This window comes from Bradyrhizobium iriomotense (genome assembly GCF_030160715.1).
Classification (GTDB): Bacteria; Pseudomonadota; Alphaproteobacteria; order Rhizobiales; family Xanthobacteraceae; genus Bradyrhizobium; species Bradyrhizobium iriomotense.
This window is the reverse complement of record NZ_BSOW01000033.1, coordinates 79,050-97,584: the sequence shown is the minus strand read 5'-3', so window position 1 is coordinate 97,584 and position 18,535 is coordinate 79,050. Positions and strand designations below refer to the sequence as shown.

Sequence of the window (18,535 nt, the reverse complement as noted above, 5' to 3'; positions counted from 1 at the left end):
GTCCTCCGGTCGGGCTACGCCCTCCCTTCGGTCCGTCCCCATCGGCGCAGTCTCACCTTGATTGTCGCTGGAGTCTCACCCTGATCGCCGCCGCGCAGCCAGCGCATATGATGCGTCCGCATCTGGGCAAGGCTGCCACAAAACGCGAAGCCCGATATTGCCCGGAAGGTGCGGCCCTATGGTGGCCGATCATGATAGGGGCGCGCTTGGCCAGTGCAGAAAGTTCTGGCGCAGCGGCACACCGTTTCGCCTGGCAAGCCCGACCAGCTCGGTGATCGCGCGATGCATCAGCCCGCGCGTCGGCGCGGAAGCGCAATCGTCTGTGCGTTCCAAGAGTGTGCTGCCCAATGTGTGTTCGAGATTTCGCAGGCAGCGACCAAAGTGTCGACGCTTGATTCTGAGTGTCTCCGACGCTTGGCGGAGCCTACAATGCCGGCACGCGGCGATCTCAACGGAGATCGCGAAATTCCATGAGCGCGATTGAAACTCTATGGCGGGTTTCGAGATAGGGATGATCTCCTGTTCAAAGATACGACCTCGTCTGCACGCTCGCAACCGACCGCTCCGATGCGATCTTATCTCAAACGCTTTCGCGGTCCGCGTGGCGGCTTTGGTAGCTAAGTAGCTTCCGGCGTAGTCGTCTCCACTTAAATGGATTCGTTTAGCGGCGAATCTTCGCGGCAAAACAGGGCAAGCGTAAGCGGTTCTCCTTGGATGGATAGTTTTTCAAATGCAACCAGGAAAAGGCGCTTGACTTGCCGGCGTGATCAATCCACTATACGATATGCAATATTGCATTCCAATAACCAAGGGCTGGGCCGTGAATCGGTATATTCTCGTCGACAGGCAAGATGGGGTTGCTGTCATCACGCTGAACAGGCCGGAAATCCTCAATGCCTGGCATGCTCCAATGCGGTGCGAGCTCGTTGATGCTCTCCTAGATCTTCAGCGCGACAAGACAGTCCGTGCGATTGTTCTGACCGGGGCGGGGGACCGCGCATTCTGTGCAGGTCAGGATTTCAACGAGGCGAGGACGTTCGACGGCGACAGCGGTTCCAAATGGATCGCAGAGTGGGAACGTCTGTACGATGTCATTCGGTCGCTTCCTAAGCCACTGATCGCGGCTTTGAATGGCGTTGCCGCTGGTTCGGCGTTCCAGGTTGCGCTGCTCTGCGATTTCCGCATTGGCCACGCTGGAGTGCGGATGGGTCAGCCCGAAATCAATTCAGGCATTGCCAGTGTCACCGGGCCGTGGATCATGCGGGAAATCCTTGGGCTCGCTCGCACCACAGATTTGACCCTCACCGGCCGATTGATGGATGCAGCGGAATGCCACTCGATCGGAATCATCAACAAGATTGTTCCAGCGGAAAACGTCCTTGATGCTTCTCTCTCGCTAGCGCGCGAGCTGGCGGAGAAACCCCCTCTCGCCGTGCGCCTAGACAAACAATGGCTTCGCGAGATGACGGAGGTTCGATTCCGCGAGTGTCTCGATGCGGCGGTGCGGATCCATCGAGAGGCCTACGCGTCAGGCGAGACAGCTCGGATGATGGAGAAATTTCTGGCCGAACGTGCAGCCAGGAAGGCCTGACATTCCATGGTCGAGTCCCTTAAAGGCTTTATTGCTGACTTCAACGAGAAGGCTGAGCAAAATCCGGACCGAATCTTTGCCAAATTCAACGGTCAGGCGATCACTTTCGCTACGTTGAAGAAACACTCTGCGACATTTGCGGCAGACTTGCGTTTTAGAGGCCTGCAGCCGGGTGACCGTGTTGCTGTGATGATGCGGAATTCGCGACTGTCGCTAGCTGTACTTTTCGGAATTGCCCGCGCAGGCGCCGTCTGGGTCCCAGTGAATGCTCAGCAGAAAGGCGAGGGGCTCCGCTACATTCTCGACCACAGCGAGCCGACCCTGGTGGTCTGCGATCGGGAGTTTCTTTCCACGATTGTGGATTGCCGCGCCAAGATTTCATCTGATGCGGTTATCACGATCGGTGAGCCGCATGATGAACGCTCACTCGAGAGGGTTTTGCAGAAAGAATTAGTATTCGCCGACGCTCGACTCGAAGCCGAAGATTTATTCGCAATAATGTATACGTCCGGCACCACCGGAAGACCGAAGGGTGTTCTCGTCACGCATGGCATGTTGCGGCTTGCTGGTGAGGCTGCTCGCATCCTGACGGCGATGAATTCTGGAGATGTATTCTTCGTTTGGGAGCCGCTCTTCCACATCGGCGGCGCGCAATTAATCACTTTGCCGATAATCGAAGACGTCACTTTAGCCATGATCGATCGTTTCAGCGCGAGCTCTTTCTGGAGTCAGGTACGAAGCGCTGGCGCGACGCACATTCACTATCTAGGCGGCATTTTGCAGATTCTGCTCAAGCAGCCAGCAAGCGATCTCGACCTGCAACATTCCGTGCGCATCGCTTGGGGTGGTGGCTGCCCCAAGGACGTTTGGCCAAAGTTTAGGGATCGCTTCGGCGTTGAGATACGGGAATGCTACGGCATGACCGAAGCCTCAAGCATTACAACTTGCAATATCGAGGGCGTGGTCGGGTCGGTTGGCAAGCCGATGCCTTGGTACACCATTGACATTGTAGACGAGGAGGGAAATCCCGCAGCTGCTGGCAGCAGAGGTGAGATTATTGTTCGATCCTCGTTGGATGGTGCGCTTTTCAAAGGGTACCTCGACAATCAAGATGCGACCGACAAAGCCCTTGTAGGCGGAGCTCTGCGAACCGGCGACTCGGGCGCCTTGGATACCGACGGAAATCTCTGGTTCCACGGGCGCATCACAGACAGCGTCAGATGCAAGGGCGAGAACGTGTCGGCTTGGGAGGTTGAGCACGTAGCGGCCAGTCATCCCGCCGTCGAAGATTGCGCAATGATCGGTGTCACCGCGGACGTCGGCGAGCAGGACATCAAGCTGTTCGTGAAAGCCAAGAAAGGCAAGTCAATCGAACCGGAACGTCTATCTGGCTGGCTCTCCGAACGTCTCGCGACCTATCAGAACCCGCGCTACATCGAAATCGTCAGTGAGTTCGAGCGCACACCAAGTCAAAGGATCATGAAGCATTTGCTTCCGAAAGACTTGCACAATTGTTGGGATCGGGTGGTGGCGCAACAATCAGCTCGGCTATAGGCGTGCTCAGCGGCCCCCGCGAAGTCTGAAAAATGGCGCCAGACCTTATGTTTCGAAATGAGAGCGGCGACTGCGAAGGGAAGGGCTAAATGGTTGGCAAGTCACTATCGACAGTGGCCGATCGTTTGATACTCGTCGGCTGCGGCAATATGGGTTATGCGCTTTTGAGCGGCTGGCTAGGCTCAAAAGCACGCGATCCGAAGAATGTGCACGTCGTTGAGCCGGTTGTCGGCCTTCGCGAGCGAGCGGCACGATTGGGGGCCAACGTACATAAGACGCCGGAGAGCCTACCAGACCAAGCCGATCTGGTTGTCTTCGCTTTAAAAGCTCACGCAATAACAGCAGAAGCCCCGGCATATAGTCGTTTTTGCGAACAAGCTGTTTTCATTAGTATTGCTGCGGGTGTGACCATCGGGGAGTTGGGGGCACTCCTTGGAAAAGCGCGTTTGATACGGGCGATGCCCAATACTCCAACCGCAATCGGGAAGGGGTCGACGGTTGTCTTCCCAGGCAACGGCATTCAGGAGCTAGAGCTAAACACGGTGGCGTCCCTGTTTGCTGCCGGCGGCCCTGTACACAAGGTGGATAGTGAGATTTTGTTGGACGCTGCCACAGCTATCAGTGGTTCCGGCCCAGCCTATATCTTTTACTTGATGGAGTGCCTTACGACAGCCGCTCACGAACTTGGCCTTCCAAGAGAGCTCGCCATGAAGCTCGTTAAGGAGACTGTTTACGGCGCTGGCGCCCTGGCCTTGCACACCGAAAACGAGCCGGCCCAACTCCGGCGACAAGTGACAAGCCCCAAAGGGACGACAGAAGCGGCGCTTTCGCTGCTAACGGCACGAGACGAATTCTTGTCTCTCATTCGCCGCGCGACGAAAGCGGCTTTCGATAGATCAAGATCCCTTGCGGTGAACGCGTAAATACGCGCGCAATCAGTCCTCCCCGGTAACTTGGCTGGCGTCGTGAATATTCCGGCGACAGCCACTTTCTTTTCGGGCAGCGGGTTTGACTGAAAAGGCGTCTGGGACCGCGCCAGTGCCAGGGGGGAAAGGGGAGAAGCAATGAACACTGCCGTAAGAGTTCAATCGCGAGCGACAGGCCATCTTTCATTATTGCTCGAATCAAACACTTGTCGAAACCAACCAGAAAATCGAAGGCCTCAACGGGCCGCTAGTCTTGGTGCAGACGGCAACCACTGACGAGTTGGCGCATGATCATGAGATCTATTGCCTGAACTGGCTGCTGGAAGAGGTCTCGACGTCAATCAACACTACGGCGGCGGGCGGCAATGCTAGAGGCCCTGCTCCGCGCAAGGGGGCATGATGGTGGCTGTCCCCCGATAGATGATCAAGCGGGGTCACGACTTGAGTCGGCCCCAAGCATCTGGAGACGGAGGACAGCCGTAGAGAACTATGCCGGAATCGACGTGTCATTGGAACTGTCGAGCGTGTGCGTTGTGGATGCCCAGGGTAAAATCCTGAAGGAGGCGAAGGTCGCGAGCGAACCCGACGCCTTAGTTGAATTTTTTGAGACGCTCGGCTTTGCAGTGAAGCGGATCGGACTGGAGGCTGGGCCGCTGTCGCAATGGTTGCATGCGGGACTGAAAGGAGCAGGATTCGAAACGGTCCTGCTGGAAACGCGGCACGTAAAGGCCGCACTATCTGCGATGACGGTCAAGACGGATCGCAAGGACGCGCGCGGGATCGCCCAGTTGATCCGGATGGGATGGTTCCGGCCGGTACACGCAAAGTCGGTCGGTGCGCAAGAGATCCGCGCACTTTTGATCGCACGCAAACAGCTTCCGGACGACTTATCGATGTGGAATTAAGTATCCGCGGGATTTTGCGTGGCTTTGGGCTGAAGGTTGGTCCGGTGACGCGGAAGAATTTCGAAGCGCGGATCCGAGAGTTGATTGCGGGTCAGCCGACATTGGAGAGCATTGCTAGGGCGATGCTTTCGGCACGATCGGCCTTGAAGGCAGAGTACGGAAGGCTACACAAGGCTGTGCTGACAATTGTGCGCGACGATGCAGTCTGTCGCCGGCTTATGACAGTGCCGGGCGTTGGTCCCCTGGTGGCTGTTACCTACAAATCGGCGATTGATGACCCTCATCGCATCGCAAAATCGAAGGCAGCAGGCGCGCTGTTCGGGCTCACGCCAAAGAAGTACCAATCCGGAGAAAAGGACGTCACAGGCGGGGTCACGCTGGCTGGCGATGAGATGGTGCGCACGGTGTTGTATGAAGCCGCCAACGTTCTGCTATCGCGTATCACGCGGTTCTCAAAACTCAAACGCTGGGGGATTGACGTCGCCAAGCGGCGAGGCTCGAAACGCGCAAAAGTCGCCCTGGCACGCAAGCTCGCAGTGATCCTGCATCGCATCTGGGTCGACGGCACAACTTATCGATGGGCAGAAGCGGCGACGATCGCAACATAGAAGACGTGGAGGAGATCAAGAACGCAACCGGGCTAAACTGAAGCCCAGTGCCCGAAGTCCCGTCGCCGGGACGGTGGATCCGGTGAAGCCGTTACACGGCCAGTGGTCGTCATCTGACGAACCACGCGTATCTAGATAGGCTCACCGCTCCCTCTGACAGCATGATGTGGCGGCCAGGCGTTGACCACGGACAGAAGCATGAGCTCGGCGGCGTGACGTTCACTCGGGAGGCTTGACATCATCGGGCCCATTACAGAAGGCCGTGTACCTATAAACCAGGCAGCGTCATGTGACTGGTGACTACGTCCGCTTTGCTCCTATAGCGACCAAGTTCGTGCGGCAGCGCAGTATGTCGCGATGAGCCATGAGCGGAAGTCGCCGCTTTCGCGGTAGGGACGCGAGTTACCTCGCGCCCCCCCGCCCAGATCCGTACGTGCGGCTTTCCCGCATACGGCTCCCACCTCGGGTATCAACGGCAATAGGTTGCCGTATGCGAGCCAGCGCCTGTGACACGCTGATCCAGCTCTGAGTCCGGCGCGTGCTTTGCTGATCCGCATTCCCCTTGGTCCCTGCCCTTCGCTCCACCAACTCCGCTGCGGATCGCTCCGCTTTGTTCGTCGGCTTCCCAGCTACTATGACAGAGTCAGACTTCTCGTGTCCGTTCATCATCGGCTACGGTTCCTCACCTTCCCGATGCGGGCCGGCAACGGCTATGCCGTTCCGGTCAGACCCGAGATCTCCCAGCTTCCGATGCGATCCCTTTGCACGTGATGTGGCCTTAGACCCCGGCAGGGCGTCAGCACCTCGCATAACGGTGCCGCACATGTTGCCTTCGAGCGAATAGAAACTCTCGGCCCCTGCGATATCTGATCTTTCGCGGCTCAATCCCACACCCCATACAATTGCTGTGTACGCTTCGCAGACACTGTCGCCAGTGGCCACGCAACACTCGCTACCAAGCGGACGCTACTCCTTAATTGGACCGGACTTTCACCGGCTGGATCGCACCAGCTTGCGGCTGGCGCACCTACTCGATCACCTCGTCGCCGTCGGCGAACACTGGCTGCGATGATCATTCGGGCAACCCGGCTTGCCGCAATCCTTCTGCGTATCGCGCAAACCTAATCCCCCTGACTCGGGGTGCGATGATTATTCATGCCGGTATTAAGTCGATGATACGCATGATGGCGACCGTTGAGCCGACATTTTCTAGGTCTTCGCCAATGCCTTTTTTGCACGTCCAAACATCACCTTTCTTCGCAACAAATTCCATGCCACCGGTTTGCTTCACCCGGAGTTCGCCCTCCGGTACGTGGCAAACCATGTCATTGGGCATGGAAGGGTTGGAAGTCTTTGCGCCTGGCCGGTAAACCACATCGCGCATTGAGACGGTTTTATAGCCTGGGATCATCGACTCGCGTTTACCCCAGGGTTGGATGCTGACGCCTTCGGGTGGAGTTTGTGCGGAAGCTGGTGTTCCCGCCGCGAACGCGGCAGCCGTTGCAAACCCGAGTGATAGCGCTGATCTTCTATCGATCTTTGTCATCGCTGTTCCCTTTGGGCGTTTCGGCCCTTAGGCCAATCCTCAGGGCCTTGGTTTGCAAACTACACTGGATATTCGGGCGAAGCGCAACCAAAGATTTGCGTGTGGCTAGTGCAAGATCCTGCAAAGGTGCCCGTAGGAATGTGTCCGCTAGGGGGCATTTTCGACGGTTTCAGCGGCGATTGTCGGCTGGCTGATGTCCGCTTCTACCCCCGTAAGCGTCCAACCGGGGCCTGCCCGGAAGCATTGCGTCTGGCGAGCCCTGTGATTCATGCTTCCAATCTGGGGCTCGAATCATGCGCTACGAACTCGCCGATCATGAACGATTGCCATCAAGCCCATCCTGCCGAACAAGCCGCCTGGTGTTCCTCGGAGTTAACGACCGTCGTGTCCTCAATTGCATCTTCTGGGTCTTGCGCTCCGGAGCACCTTGGCGTGATCTGCCGAGATGTTGGGTCCATACACCACATGCTAGAACCGCTTCGTCCGTTGGCGGCGAGCTGGTGTCTGGGGCCGCATCATAGACGCACTTGCTGCTGCCCACGATGCCGCTGTCCAAATGATCGACACCTCGATTGTCCGCGTGCATCAGCGTGGAGCCTGCATCACTAGGAATCGGCGCCAATCGATGGGAAGGTCACGCGGCGGCTTGACGAGTAAAATCCACGCGGTGGTCGATAGCACGGCGGCCGGGCCAATCCAGTGGCTGATTGCCCTACGATGCCAACAGTCTGCGAACGCTTCTCGCCGAGCAGGGCGCCCAGGCGGTCATTCCGTCCACGACCAGCCGCAGCCAGCCGATCCCCTACAGCAAAAAGCTCTATCGCCAGCGCAACTTGATCGAGCGATGTTCGCCCGTCTCAGGGACCTTCGCCACATCGCGACCCACTACGACAAGCTCGCAAGAAACTTCCTCGCTGGCACCTTCATCGCCGCAGCCGCAATCTGGTGGCTCAATTGAGTCTAGCTGACATCAATTCGTATGCCGAAGTTAGGTTAAGGGGTAGTGCAGCTTATGTTCGCCTGTATTGGGAAACAACTTTGGACATTTGCCGAGCGATCTCGACCGTGATCGGGCTAAGTTCCGCTTCCACTCTCTCGGGAGTCCAATTGGCCGTCGAAGCTGCGATGTTAACCGCAGCTACAACTTTATTGTCGTAGCCAAACACCGGCGCAGCCGCCGAGATGTCCCCAAGCATCGCCTCTTGATTGGCGATGGCAAAGCCTTCTTGGCGCACCTTTTCCAATTCCTTGAGAAGCTTTTGCCGACTGGTCATGGTGTGTGGGGTAATCGCGGCAAGGCTTGAGCCTTTTAAAATGGCGTTGGTGGAGTCGGCATCGAGGTTCGCCAGGATCGCCCGCCCTGGCGCCGTCGCGAAAGCGGGAAGGCGCGCCCCTACCGTTACGTACGAGCTCATCACGTTCCTGCTGGGGACACGCGAGATAAATATGATATCGGCTCCGTCGAGCTCGGTCAGGTTGACGGTTTCCTGCGATCGTTTGTTGGCCTCGAGCAAGTACGGAAAAGTCGCTTCGACTATCGGATTGCTCCGCAAATATGCGTTTCCGATGTCCATGGCCCGCGCCGAAAGCGAATACTCCCGGGTTGTCTCACTGTGGGTTAGGTATCTCAGCGCCCGCAGCGTGTAGAGCACCCGTTGGGTTGCGCTTTTATTTAACCCGGATGCCTCTGAGACTTCCGCAAGAGTCATTGGTCGTGGATTCGCACAAAAGGTGTCAAGGATAAGCAGCCCCTTCTCGATCGTTCCGAGATAGAGCCGTTCGTCAATGTCTCCCTTAGCAAACGGAGCAGGCGAATTGAGACCTGTCCGGCTCTTGCTCCTCTTCTCGAGCATCGTCTTCATCCTTCTCGCAATGCGGTTCTGCATATTGCTATTCAATGCGCGTGTAAAGACCGGCGCCGACCCGCCAATTTCTTTGCCAACAACCTGCCGTGGACAGCGGCTCACGTAATTTTCCACTTGACGAGTCAAATATCAATATATAATATTGGATAACAATACGAAAGAAAGCTTCACCATTCAGGAGGATTTCTAGGAGAGCGCGCTTCGTTGAATGAGAGATATCTCGCTCATGAAAACCGAAGGCGCCTGGGGCGGATATCCGACCAGCTCATCACAACATCTCATTCAAGTGCGCAGTACGGGGGGCTGCCGGCAACTGTTAGTTCATCAACGCACGCGAAGGCGTGAGTGATGATGTCAATCTGCATAGCAGTTTCGATCGGAAGCGCTGCCGAGATCCAAAGTTCAAAACATGAAAACGCCGGTTCGTCCTATGACTCGTTCAGTAACTGCGCATCCCTTGGCTGCGCTCGTGAACAAGGTGCGGGAGGCGATGCCCAGTGCGACATGGTCGCAGCTATTGGAGGCGAGCCGAGACCACTTCCTGACCATTCGCGATACCGACACGCGAGAGTGGACGACACCATTGGCTCGTCCGAGTCGAAGGCAAGGCATCCGCAATATCATTCGCGCAATCTGCAAGCCAATAGCTCGAAACCACGTCCCTCACGAACTTCTGCTCATGCTCAAATGAATCGCTCGATCGATCTCAAGGTGCAATCACTGTTCATGTCGCCGGCGGCTTTGGTTGCGGCCGGCATAATACTGCCACCGCTTTGCTACGTCCTTATCACAAGTTTTCAGGGCGATACCGGTCCACTCTCTGCGTACAAAGTCATTGTCGAAAGCAGCTTGTTTAGGCAAACACTAGCCACGACCCTTGTCGTTGCGTCAATTTCATCCGTTCTCAGCCTGATACTAGGATACATAGTCGCCCTTCACTTGGCGAGGCAGCGCCCGAATCGACGGACCGTGCTGATGGTCCTCATTCTCCTGCCTTTCTGGACTAGCATTTTGGTCAAGTGCTTCGCCTTCACCATCATCTTGGGTCGACACGGCATCATAAACAATCTCCTGAGCTGGGCCTCAGGGCTCGACGTGCAGCTGCCGCTTGTTCTGAATCGCGTCGGATTGTTCGTCGGGATGACCAATTTTCTGGTTCCGCTCGTCGTCCTTCCGGTGCTCGCAAGTCTACTCGCGATCGACAGTACCCTCTACAGAGCTGCATCCGTGATGGGCGCGAAACCCGCGAGGATGTTTTGGACTGTTACCGTCCCTCTAAGTGTCCCGGGAGCCGTTGCAGGTTTTCTGAGTGTTTTTGTTATGTCTTTGGGTGCGTTTGTCATCCCCGCGCTCCTCGGCGGTCCTAAAGATCAAATGCTTTCCAACCTAGTCGATTTTTACAATCGTCAAGTTCTCGACTGGCCGAAAGCGTCGGCAATAAGCCTGATCTTGCTCGCACTAGCTTCAATCTTCATCGTTCCGATGGCGCTCTGGCGTCGGCATAAGATCTAAGAGCTTGTTATGGTGAACTCAGTGCACGATCCCTTGTCGCAGAGGTACCGCTTCGTTGGCTCCAGCATCGCAGCAGCTGTCTACATTTTTCTGCTTGCGCCAGTTGTTGTTACAATTCCTATGGCATTTGGACCAACGAACGCGCTCGAATTTCCGCCCTCGACATACTCGCTAGATCTGTTCAGAATTGTCTTCACCTCCGATAGTTGGCTATTGCCGCTATATACGAGCCTGAAGGTTGCGATTTTCTCGACATGTGCGGCTCTTTTTGCTGGCGTGCCTTCGGCATATTGGATCGCGCGCTACGAGTTCTTGGGCAAACTCTTGATTTCTGGAGTGTTATTTAGCCCATTGGTCATTCCCACGATCGTCTCGGGGTTGGGTATTTACTTGTACTTCGCCTATATCCGCATTGGCGGGACCACACTGTCGCTGGTTCTGGGCCATGTGATGGTGACGCTACCGTATGTCATCGTCATGATTACTGCGGGTGTGCAGAAGCTAGACCGAAACTTGGAGTTTGGTGCTGAGCTGATGGGTGCAAATCCCATTCGCATGTTTTTTACGGTCGTGATCCCTCAGCTCGTTCCATCTCTGATAAGCGCCGCGTTCTTTGCGTTTCTGCTTTCGTTTGACGAGGTGATCATCTCTTGGTTCCTCGCAGGCAGCGATACCGTGACGCTGCCAGTAAGGATGTATAGCGCTCTTGAATGGGAGGTCTCTCCGGTCATCGCGGCCGTGTCGGCCTTGCTCACAGCGTTGTCCCTACTCGGATGCATCGTGACTATTAGCCTGAGGAAATCTTCGGGCGAGGAAGTCTCTTGAGCAAAGAACACAAAATCGCAGTTCGCTCTGCGGCGGACCTGAGCTCAGACCATTCACCTGGGCAGCATGGATTCTGGGAGTAGAAGAATGCACGGCCGCAATGCCTCCAATGGTGAAGCCATAGCTTTGAGAGGGATCTCCAAGGCCTTCGGTTCGGTTACGGTCCTTAAGGCCACCGAATTGGCTGTTCATAAATCTGAGTTTCTTACTCTACTCGGGCCCTCCGGCTCCGGAAAGACGACCCTTCTGAATCTGATCTCGGGGGCTATCACGCCTAGTTCCGGTGAAATACTCCTCGCCGGCAGGGATATCACGCATATGCCGCCGCGCGACCGAGGCATCGGCATGGTGTTTCAAAACTATGCGCTTATGCCTCATATGACGGTCTTCGAAAACGTTGCCTATCCGCTTCGTGCAAGGCGCGAGCCATCCGAAGCTATTCGCAGAAAAGTCTTGGATGCGTTGGACCGAGTTGGTCTCAAAGGGTTTGATGATCGAAAGCCTCGCCAACTTTCAGGTGGCCAGCAGCAGCGCGTCGGCATCGCTCGCTGCATCGTGTACTCCCCGGCCATCATCATGATGGACGAGCCCCTCGGAGCGCTCGACAAGAATCTTCGGGAGCAAATGCAGACCGAAATCAAGCGCCTGCACCAAGAGTTGGGCACGACGATCATTTATGTAACGCATGATCAGGAAGAGGCGCTCAATATGTCTGATCGCATCTGCCTCATGAAGACCGGCGAGATCGCTCAGTTAGGCACTCCAGATGAGTTGTACTTCAGGCCTAACAGTCGCTTCGTGGCAGAGTTCATCGGAGAATCTAATTTGCTCTGCGGCAAGAGCGTTGCTGCAAATAGCGTGGCGATCGACGGGGCCGGAGCAGTTCTCGTCCCAAGCTCAGAGCGGGGCCTCGGCTCCGACGTTCTGATCATGGTTCGACCGGAGAAAATGCACATCTTCGCTTCTGACGCCGACACTCCTGCCGGTCACAACGTTCTGCGCGGAGTGGTCGAGGCGATCTCCTTCATCGGCGGCATGACCCGGATTACCGTGAAAACAGCGCATGGCGTTTCCGTTACGGCGAAGATCATCTCCGGTCCCGCTTGCACTCGCCCCGAGCTTGGATCTGCAGCCAAGCTTTCCTGGTCGCCTACTGAGTCAGTCGTGTTGAACGGTTAGGCGTTCAGTTCTGACATGGAATTTGAGCCGTCCCTAGACGGCACCGTTATCATCAACGTAACAGTAAAGGGAGTGGACTATGTCGATTTCGAAGAAATTATCTCGGCGTACGTTTCTTGCGGCGTCCTCGGCTGCCGTGCTGGCGCCCGCAGTGATCACCCGAGCGCACGCGCAGGCCAAGTCGATCACGATCACCAGTTACGGCGGCACGTTTCAGGAAATGCTGGTCAAAACTGTAGTCACACCTTTTACCGAGGAGACGGGTATCAAGGTCAATATCGTCCCGCGTCCGGATATTGCAAAACTGAAAGCCCAAGCTCTCACTGGACGAGTGGATATCGACGTTCTCATGACCGTCGACGAAGATGCGGCGCTCGGATCCAAGCTGGGACTTTGGGATAAGGTCGACTTGGGGGTGTTAGACGTAGCCGATATGGCCCTGCCTCCTCAGAAGGAGTATGTGACGTCAAGTTCCTTCGTGGGGGGCATCGCATGGGACCCTGAAAAGTATGGGTCAACGGCGCATCCCAAGACCTTCGCAGAATACTTTGACGTGCGAAAATTCCCCGGTCGTCGGACCCTCCCCAATCGACCAAATGAAACTCTTGAAGCCGCTCTCCTTGCTGATGGGGTTTTGCCCAAAGACATGTACCCGCTGGATGTGGATCGCGCGTTCAAAGTCCTGGATCGTGTGAAGTCGAGCATCGCTGCTTGGGTGACTGCCACTCCCCAGACGATCTCGCTCTTGCAGACCCAGGAGGTCGACTTCAGCTACAGCTATGCCAATCGAGTTAAGGCCACAAACGCGCCAGGAGGCGGCAAACCACTCGCGTTCTCGTTCGAGCAGAACCTGCTGGGCACCGAAAAGCTGATTATACCGAAGGGGGCGCCGAACAAAGAAGGCGGAATGAAGTACATCGAATACTTCTTACGGCCTGACGTTGTGGCACGCCTATGCAACGCGGCCTTCATCGCACCGAATTCGAAGAAAGCAATTTCGCTTCTCGATCCCGAGCTCCGCAAGTGGACCCCGGATATCACCAACCCCAAGAGTATGTTCGTTGACGGGGCTTATTGGACCGACAATCTCGAGCCGGTGTCGCGGCGGTTTAAGGAATGGGTCATCTCCTGATCTGGATGCAAAGCTTGGGCGTCGTAATGGACGCCCAAGCCACGAGCGTTGGTTGTGACGTTGATGCCTAAGACAGACGCAGGCTAATTCTATCGCGGGATTCACCATGGGTACGACGGCCGACATTGCGCAGTTTGTTCGAGAGACTACCTTTGACGAGTTTGATGCGAAGCTCGTTCAGCACGTGAAGAACGTACTTCTTAGCGGCGTGGGAATGACCCTAGCTGGCGTCAACAGCGAAACAAGTAAGGCCGTCCTGAGCTATGTCAGGGAATGCGGGGCTCAACCGGAAGTTGGTGTGATTGGCGCAAACTTCCGCACTTCTGTGGAATACGCGGCGCTGGCGAACGGGACGACCTCCCATACGACTGAGCTGGAAGACGACACTCGCGCTGAGAACATGTACAGCGTTGGCGTCTTCCCCGCGATGCTTGCGCTAGGTGAAAAGCTCCAAATCTCCGGTAAAGAGCTGATCGAAGCTTTTGTGATAGCTTGGGACGTTGCCTCGAAGCTGGCCATGGCGTCTCAAGATATGATGGGCCGGGGCCTGGCACCTTGGTCAGCGGGCGCCACTATCGGTGTCGCTGCGGGCGCCGCGAGGTTGCTCAAACTCAATGATCACCAGATCGCTATGGCGGTTAGCATAGCCACCTCCCATGCCGCGGGACTTTTTAAACAGGTTGGATCGGGCGCACACCTTTATGAGTCGGGCATGGCTGGGCGAAACGGCTTGGCGTCGGCTATTCTAGCGAAACATGGCTTAACCGGGCAACCCGCCGTTTTGGAGTGTCCGATGGGATACCTTCAGGCGGTCTCGGGGATCACAGATCCTGTTTTAAAGCTTGGAGCGCCCTTCAGGGCACAGGCTATCGAAATCAAAAAATATCCATGCTGCCTGTCCCAAATGCATCCCATTGATGCTTTTGTAAAGCTGATTGAGGAACACCAGATTTCCGCGCACGAGGTGAAGGCTGTCCGGCTAGAGGCTCCGCCTTCATTCAAGTTAGCTGCAGCGCTTTATCATCACCCCAAGAACGCTGACGAGGCGAAGTTTAGCCTAGCTCACAGCATCGCATGTAGCTTCTTGGACAAGAAGCCATGGTTGGACAGGTATACGACCGAAGGCGCTAATGGTCTGGATGTCGCAAGCTTTCGAGACAAGATTGAGATCGTTTATCGATCGGATCTTGCTGGCGCGGCGTTGCCGATCACTGTCACGATGGCCGATGGTTCGCAGCTTCACGCGTCGACGCGCAAAATTACGGAGCATATCGACGTCAGCGATGAGGAAATCCGCGACAAGTACCGCAGATGCGTCGCAGGAATTGTCTCGCGAGGCCGCGAAGAGCAAATCGAAGATAGTCTTCTGTCTTTGGAGCGCCTGCCTGACATATCCAAGTTAATGGCCGAGCTCACTTACATCGACGAGCTGACTTACGTCGATTGAGCGAATACCGAGACGGGATTGAGATATGGGACGTCTAGATAGGAAAACCGCTGTCATTACGGGTGGCAGCCAAGGCATTGGGCGCGCGACTGTTGAGCTATTCATCGCAGAAGGTGCAAAAGTGGTTGTCGCCGATCTTCTCGCCTCGGAAGGGGAAGCTTTATGCGACCGCCTCGGACCCGATTGCGCGTTTTGCAAGACGGATGTGACGGTTGAGGATCAGGTCCAGAATTTGATTGAATTTGCCGTAAAGCGGTTTAGCCGTATCGATTGCCTTTTCAATAATGCTGGAATGCTCGGCCAAACCGGCGGCATAGAATCGATGCAAGTGGATCGGTTTGATCGCGTGATGGCCTCACACGCGCGTAGCGTCATGCTTGGAATGCAGCACGTCGCCCCGCAGATGAAAAAGCAGGGGTTCGGCAGCATTATCAACACTGGCAGTATTTCAGGCATCCAGGCCGTCTCGGCGTACATGGATTACAGCGCAGCGAAAGCGGCTGTCATTCACCTGACCAAGTGTGTTGCCATGGAGCTTGGCGAATTCGGCATCCGTGTGAATTCGCTCTCTCCTGGCCAGATCGCGACCGGCATGGGAAGGACGGGGCCGGACGCTGTTGAGAAGGCCGCTGTCCTTCGTGAATTAAACAAGACCCGCCAGCCGATACCACGCTCCGGCATGCCAGAAGATATCGCTTTCGCAGCGTTGTATCTTGCAAGCGATGAATCCAGCTTCGTGAATGGCCACGACCTTGTTGTGGACGGCGGATTGATCGGTGGATCAAGCTGGACTGAACGTCAGCGGATGAGCGCCAGCGTTCAGGGTGCACTCTAACGCCAAGCTTAATGTCGTTGGCAGCCGCACCAATGGTTTCCGATCAACATCGAGTCGCAATGCAGGGTGAAATATGCAGAAACGTCTAAAGGGCAAAGTCGCGATCGTCGCCGGAGCCGGATCAACCGGCGTCGACGGCCTTGGCAATGGAAAGGCGTCTGCGGTTGTTTATGCCCGCGAGGGCGCCTCTGTGATGCTTGTTGACCTTAATCTGGAGGCTGCAGAGAAGACTCGCCAGATGATCGAGCAGGAAGGGGGCACCTGCTTTGCGTTTCAGGCCAATGTCAGCCAGCGCTCGGATTGTGAGGCGATGGTCCAAAAGTGTCTCCGGGAATATGGAAAGGTAGACATTCTTCACAATAACGTTGGCGTCGAGCCGAAAACATTCGGCGGAGTGCTCAACACCGACGATGATGAATGGGATCGCGTCATCAACGTCAACCTGAAGAGCATGTTCATTACGTCCGTCGCTGTCCTGCCATCAATGTTGGAGCGTGGCAGTGGAGCGATTCTGAACATCTCGTCAGTATCGGCGGAGAGGCTCTCGCCAGGATTGTTCCTATATTGCGTTTCCAAAGCCGGGGTGAATACGCTTACCAAAGCGATGGCACTCGATTACGCGGATAAAGGCATTCGCGTTAATGCAATCATGCCGGGGCTCATGGATACGCCTATGGTCGAGAGGCACAAAGAGTTTTATGGCGGCGATCGCGAAAAAATGCGCCAGCTTCGAAATGAACGCGCCCCAATGAAGCGCATGGGAGAAGCTTGGGATGTCGCAAATGCTGCTCTGTTCTTGGTTTCGGACGAAGCGAAGTATATCACCGGTCAGGTCCTTGCCGTTGATGGCGGATATCTGTGCAAACCCTAACATTGGCTCCGCCGGGCGGCAGGCTTTGCCCGACTTATAAGTAAGGCCAAGAAGGCTGCAGCACCGTTCTTGGTTGCCGATATGTGGAGGGTCTCGTGATCATCGAAGAGTATTCGAACTACGACGGCCTCGGTCTTGCAGATCTCATTCGCAGGAAGGACGTGACACCAGAAGAATTGCTTGATGAGGCGATAAGCAGAACTGAAAAGATTGATCCGGAAATCAATGCCGTAGTTATCAAGCACTATGACTTTGCCAAAAGGCAGATCTCGGAGGGGCTGCCCGAAGGTCCCTTTACCGGCGTTCCTTTTTTGCTGAAAGACATTACGACGCTGGCGGGAACGCGAACCACATATGGATCGAGCGTTTATAATGATTACGTGGCGGACCATAGCAGCACGATCGTCGAGCGCCTGCTGAAGACGGGCGTCACAATCTTTGGAAAGACGGCGGTTCCAGAATTCGGCGCGCTGGGCACCACGGAGTCCCGCTTGCACGGCCCAACGCGCAATCCATGGAATCTAGCGTACTCTGCCGGCGGCTCCTCGGGTGGGGCTGCTGCGGCAGTTGCTGCGCGCATCGTGCCCGTGGCGCACGCAAGTGACAGCGGTGGGTCCACGCGAATACCCGCCTCTGTCTGCGGGCTAGTCGGGCTCAAACCTACCAGAGCACGCACGCCGATCGGTCCGAATAAGGGACTAGGGTGGACCAGCCTAGTTGATTGTCCACACGTCATCAGCGTGAGTGTGCGCGACAGCGCTGCCATGCTTGACGCATTGTCTGGGCCGGAACTTACTAGTCCTTATTACGCGCCTCCCGCGGAAGGAGCGTTTTTGAATGAAGTAGGTAGAAATCCCGGCCGCTTGCGCATCGCATTTTCAAGCAAATCTCCTTACGGTGACGATCTCGACCCTGAGATTACGAATGCAGTTCGCGAGGTGGCCTCGCTGTTGGAGCGGCTCGGTCATGATGTTGAGGAACGAGCGCCTACTCTACCTTTCGATCCGATCGAAGTGGGAGAAGTCATAAACGGGGCCAACTTGGTAGCATCCGCGGTGCGCTCGGCCGAGGGCCGACTTGGTCGCCCGATGACCGAAAGCGACTTGGAGGTTCTAACGTTCCTACGCGCACACAATGCCCAGACTGGAACCGCAATCGATTACGTCACCGCTGAGCAGTCCGTATTTGAGATTTGCCGGTGCCTTGTCGAGTTCTTTGCTACGTGTGAAGTGTTCTTGTGTCCCACGCTTTGCGGGTCACCGATCCGCATTGGAGAGCTTGATTCAATGAGCGCTGATCTCTCACATATCCAGGCAGCACGTCGGCGCGTATGGCCAATGCCGCTCGTATTCAATATGTCCGGCCAGCCATCTATGTCTGTGCCGCTCGCTTGGCACAAGTCAGGGCTACCAATGGGGATGATGTTCTCGGGCCGTTTTGGCGACGAGGCTACTCTGCTGCGGCTTGCTGGGCAGCTTGAGCAAGCGCGCCCGTGGAAGTCCAAGATGCCGCCGCACCATGCGTAGCCTGTCTCGCTGCCATTTCGCTGTGCTCCGCGGGATTCGGAGGCCGCGCGGAATTGGGGCAACCGCCCACTACATCGAGTAGGTTACCTGATGGCGGCGGTCGCTTTCAATTGATGTGGTTCAAGCTGTCTGGGTCGGACGACGGTCGATTGCCGGCCTACGAAAACTGATCGCCATTCGGCTTCAGGCGTTCATTGTCGAAATCGGGAGAGC

General features: G+C 56.0%; 13 protein-coding genes and 3 pseudogenes. 14 read left to right on the top strand and 2 right to left on the bottom strand.

What is annotated here, in order from left to right; translation table 11 throughout:
* Positions 1–820 precede the first annotated feature (820 nt).
* From QQL28_RS35750 to QQL28_RS35735, 5 genes and pseudogenes are all read left to right on the top strand, one after another.
* The gene (locus tag QQL28_RS35750) at positions 821–1,591 is read left to right on the top strand and encodes an enoyl-CoA hydratase/isomerase family protein (RefSeq protein ID WP_284273291.1); all 771 of its coding nucleotides are present in this window, start codon (positions 821–823) and stop codon (positions 1,589–1,591) included.
* Positions 1,592–1,597: 6 nt separating this feature from the next.
* Positions 1,598–3,145 (top strand): AMP-binding protein, encoded by a 1,548-nt coding sequence (locus tag QQL28_RS35745; RefSeq protein ID WP_284273274.1) that lies wholly within the window; start codon positions 1,598–1,600, stop codon positions 3,143–3,145.
* Between the two features lie 89 nt (positions 3,146–3,234).
* Complete coding sequence (gene proC, locus QQL28_RS35740; RefSeq protein ID WP_284273272.1) at positions 3,235–4,068, top strand: pyrroline-5-carboxylate reductase; 834 nt, start codon at positions 3,235–3,237, stop codon at positions 4,066–4,068.
* Positions 4,069–4,282: 214 nt separating this feature from the next.
* Positions 4,283–4,471: pseudogene (locus tag QQL28_RS46315) on the top strand (hypothetical protein); the annotation flags it as partial.
* 58 nt (positions 4,472–4,529) lie between these two features.
* A pseudogene (locus QQL28_RS35735) lies at positions 4,530–5,584 on the top strand (IS110 family RNA-guided transposase).
* Between the two features lie 1,153 nt (positions 5,585–6,737).
* Here QQL28_RS35735 and QQL28_RS35730 read toward each other — a convergent pair.
* Complete coding sequence (locus QQL28_RS35730) at positions 6,738–7,130, bottom strand: cupin domain-containing protein (RefSeq protein WP_284273270.1); 393 nt, start codon at positions 7,128–7,130, stop codon at positions 6,738–6,740.
* A 293-nt stretch (positions 7,131–7,423) separates the two neighbouring features.
* Between QQL28_RS35730 and QQL28_RS35725 the strand changes: the two are divergent.
* A pseudogene (locus QQL28_RS35725) lies at positions 7,424–8,088 on the top strand (IS5 family transposase).
* A 52-nt stretch (positions 8,089–8,140) separates the two neighbouring features.
* Here QQL28_RS35725 and QQL28_RS35720 read toward each other — a convergent pair.
* Positions 8,141–9,097: an IclR family transcriptional regulator gene (locus tag QQL28_RS35720; RefSeq protein ID WP_284273268.1), complete on the bottom strand. Its 957-nt coding sequence runs from the start codon at positions 9,095–9,097 to the stop codon at positions 8,141–8,143.
* Between the two features lie 468 nt (positions 9,098–9,565).
* Between QQL28_RS35720 and QQL28_RS35715 the strand changes: the two genes are divergently transcribed.
* The 8 genes from QQL28_RS35715 to QQL28_RS35680 all read left to right on the top strand — a co-directional run bounded on the left by QQL28_RS35715 (position 9,566) and on the right by QQL28_RS35680 (position 18,322).
* Complete coding sequence (locus tag QQL28_RS35715) at positions 9,566–10,507, top strand: ABC transporter permease (RefSeq protein ID WP_284273266.1); 942 nt, start codon at positions 9,566–9,568, stop codon at positions 10,505–10,507.
* A 9-nt stretch (positions 10,508–10,516) separates the two neighbouring features.
* Entirely contained in the window at positions 10,517–11,332 is an 816-nt protein-coding gene (locus QQL28_RS35710; RefSeq protein WP_284273264.1) for an ABC transporter permease, read from the top strand.
* 87 nt (positions 11,333–11,419) lie between these two features.
* Positions 11,420–12,511 (top strand): ABC transporter ATP-binding protein, encoded by a 1,092-nt coding sequence (locus tag QQL28_RS35705; protein ID WP_284273261.1) that lies wholly within the window; start codon positions 11,420–11,422, stop codon positions 12,509–12,511.
* Between the two features lie 79 nt (positions 12,512–12,590).
* Positions 12,591–13,643 carry an ABC transporter substrate-binding protein gene (locus QQL28_RS35700; RefSeq protein ID WP_284273259.1) on the top strand — a complete coding sequence of 351 codons (1,053 nt, stop codon included), beginning with the start codon at positions 12,591–12,593 and terminating at the stop codon, positions 13,641–13,643.
* A 106-nt stretch (positions 13,644–13,749) separates the two neighbouring features.
* Positions 13,750–15,090, top strand: a complete 1,341-nt coding sequence (locus QQL28_RS35695; protein WP_284273257.1) for an MmgE/PrpD family protein — start codon at positions 13,750–13,752, stop codon at positions 15,088–15,090.
* Between the two features lie 25 nt (positions 15,091–15,115).
* Positions 15,116–15,925, top strand: a complete 810-nt coding sequence (locus QQL28_RS35690; protein ID WP_284273256.1) for an SDR family NAD(P)-dependent oxidoreductase — start codon at positions 15,116–15,118, stop codon at positions 15,923–15,925.
* Positions 15,926–15,998: 73 nt separating this feature from the next.
* Complete coding sequence (locus tag QQL28_RS35685) at positions 15,999–16,796, top strand: SDR family NAD(P)-dependent oxidoreductase (protein WP_284273255.1); 798 nt, start codon at positions 15,999–16,001, stop codon at positions 16,794–16,796.
* A gap of 95 nt (positions 16,797–16,891) precedes the next feature.
* Positions 16,892–18,322, top strand: coding sequence for an amidase (locus QQL28_RS35680; RefSeq protein WP_284273254.1), 1,431 nt, complete (start codon positions 16,892–16,894; stop codon positions 18,320–18,322).
* Positions 18,323–18,535: the final 213 nt, after the last annotated feature.

Bases quoted from the DNA above. Each gene is read 5' to 3' on its own strand.
- QQL28_RS35685 (WP_284273255.1), top strand. From the start codon at position 15,999: ATGCAGAAACGTCTAAAGGGCAAAGTCGCGATCGTCGCCGGAGCCGGA.
- QQL28_RS35700 (WP_284273259.1), top strand. From the start codon at position 12,591: ATGTCGATTTCGAAGAAATTATCTCGGCGTACGTTTCTTGCGGCGTCC.
- proC (WP_284273272.1), top strand. From the start codon at position 3,235: ATGGTTGGCAAGTCACTATCGACAGTGGCCGATCGTTTGATACTCGTC.
- QQL28_RS35730 (WP_284273270.1), bottom strand. From the start codon at position 7,130: ATGACAAAGATCGATAGAAGATCAGCGCTATCACTCGGGTTTGCAACG.
- QQL28_RS35695 (WP_284273257.1), top strand. From the start codon at position 13,750: ATGGGTACGACGGCCGACATTGCGCAGTTTGTTCGAGAGACTACCTTT.
- QQL28_RS35705 (WP_284273261.1), top strand. From the start codon at position 11,420: ATGCACGGCCGCAATGCCTCCAATGGTGAAGCCATAGCTTTGAGAGGG.
- QQL28_RS35710 (WP_284273264.1), top strand. From the start codon at position 10,517: ATGGTGAACTCAGTGCACGATCCCTTGTCGCAGAGGTACCGCTTCGTT.
- QQL28_RS35690 (WP_284273256.1), top strand. From the start codon at position 15,116: ATGGGACGTCTAGATAGGAAAACCGCTGTCATTACGGGTGGCAGCCAA.
- QQL28_RS35745 (WP_284273274.1), top strand. From the start codon at position 1,598: ATGGTCGAGTCCCTTAAAGGCTTTATTGCTGACTTCAACGAGAAGGCT.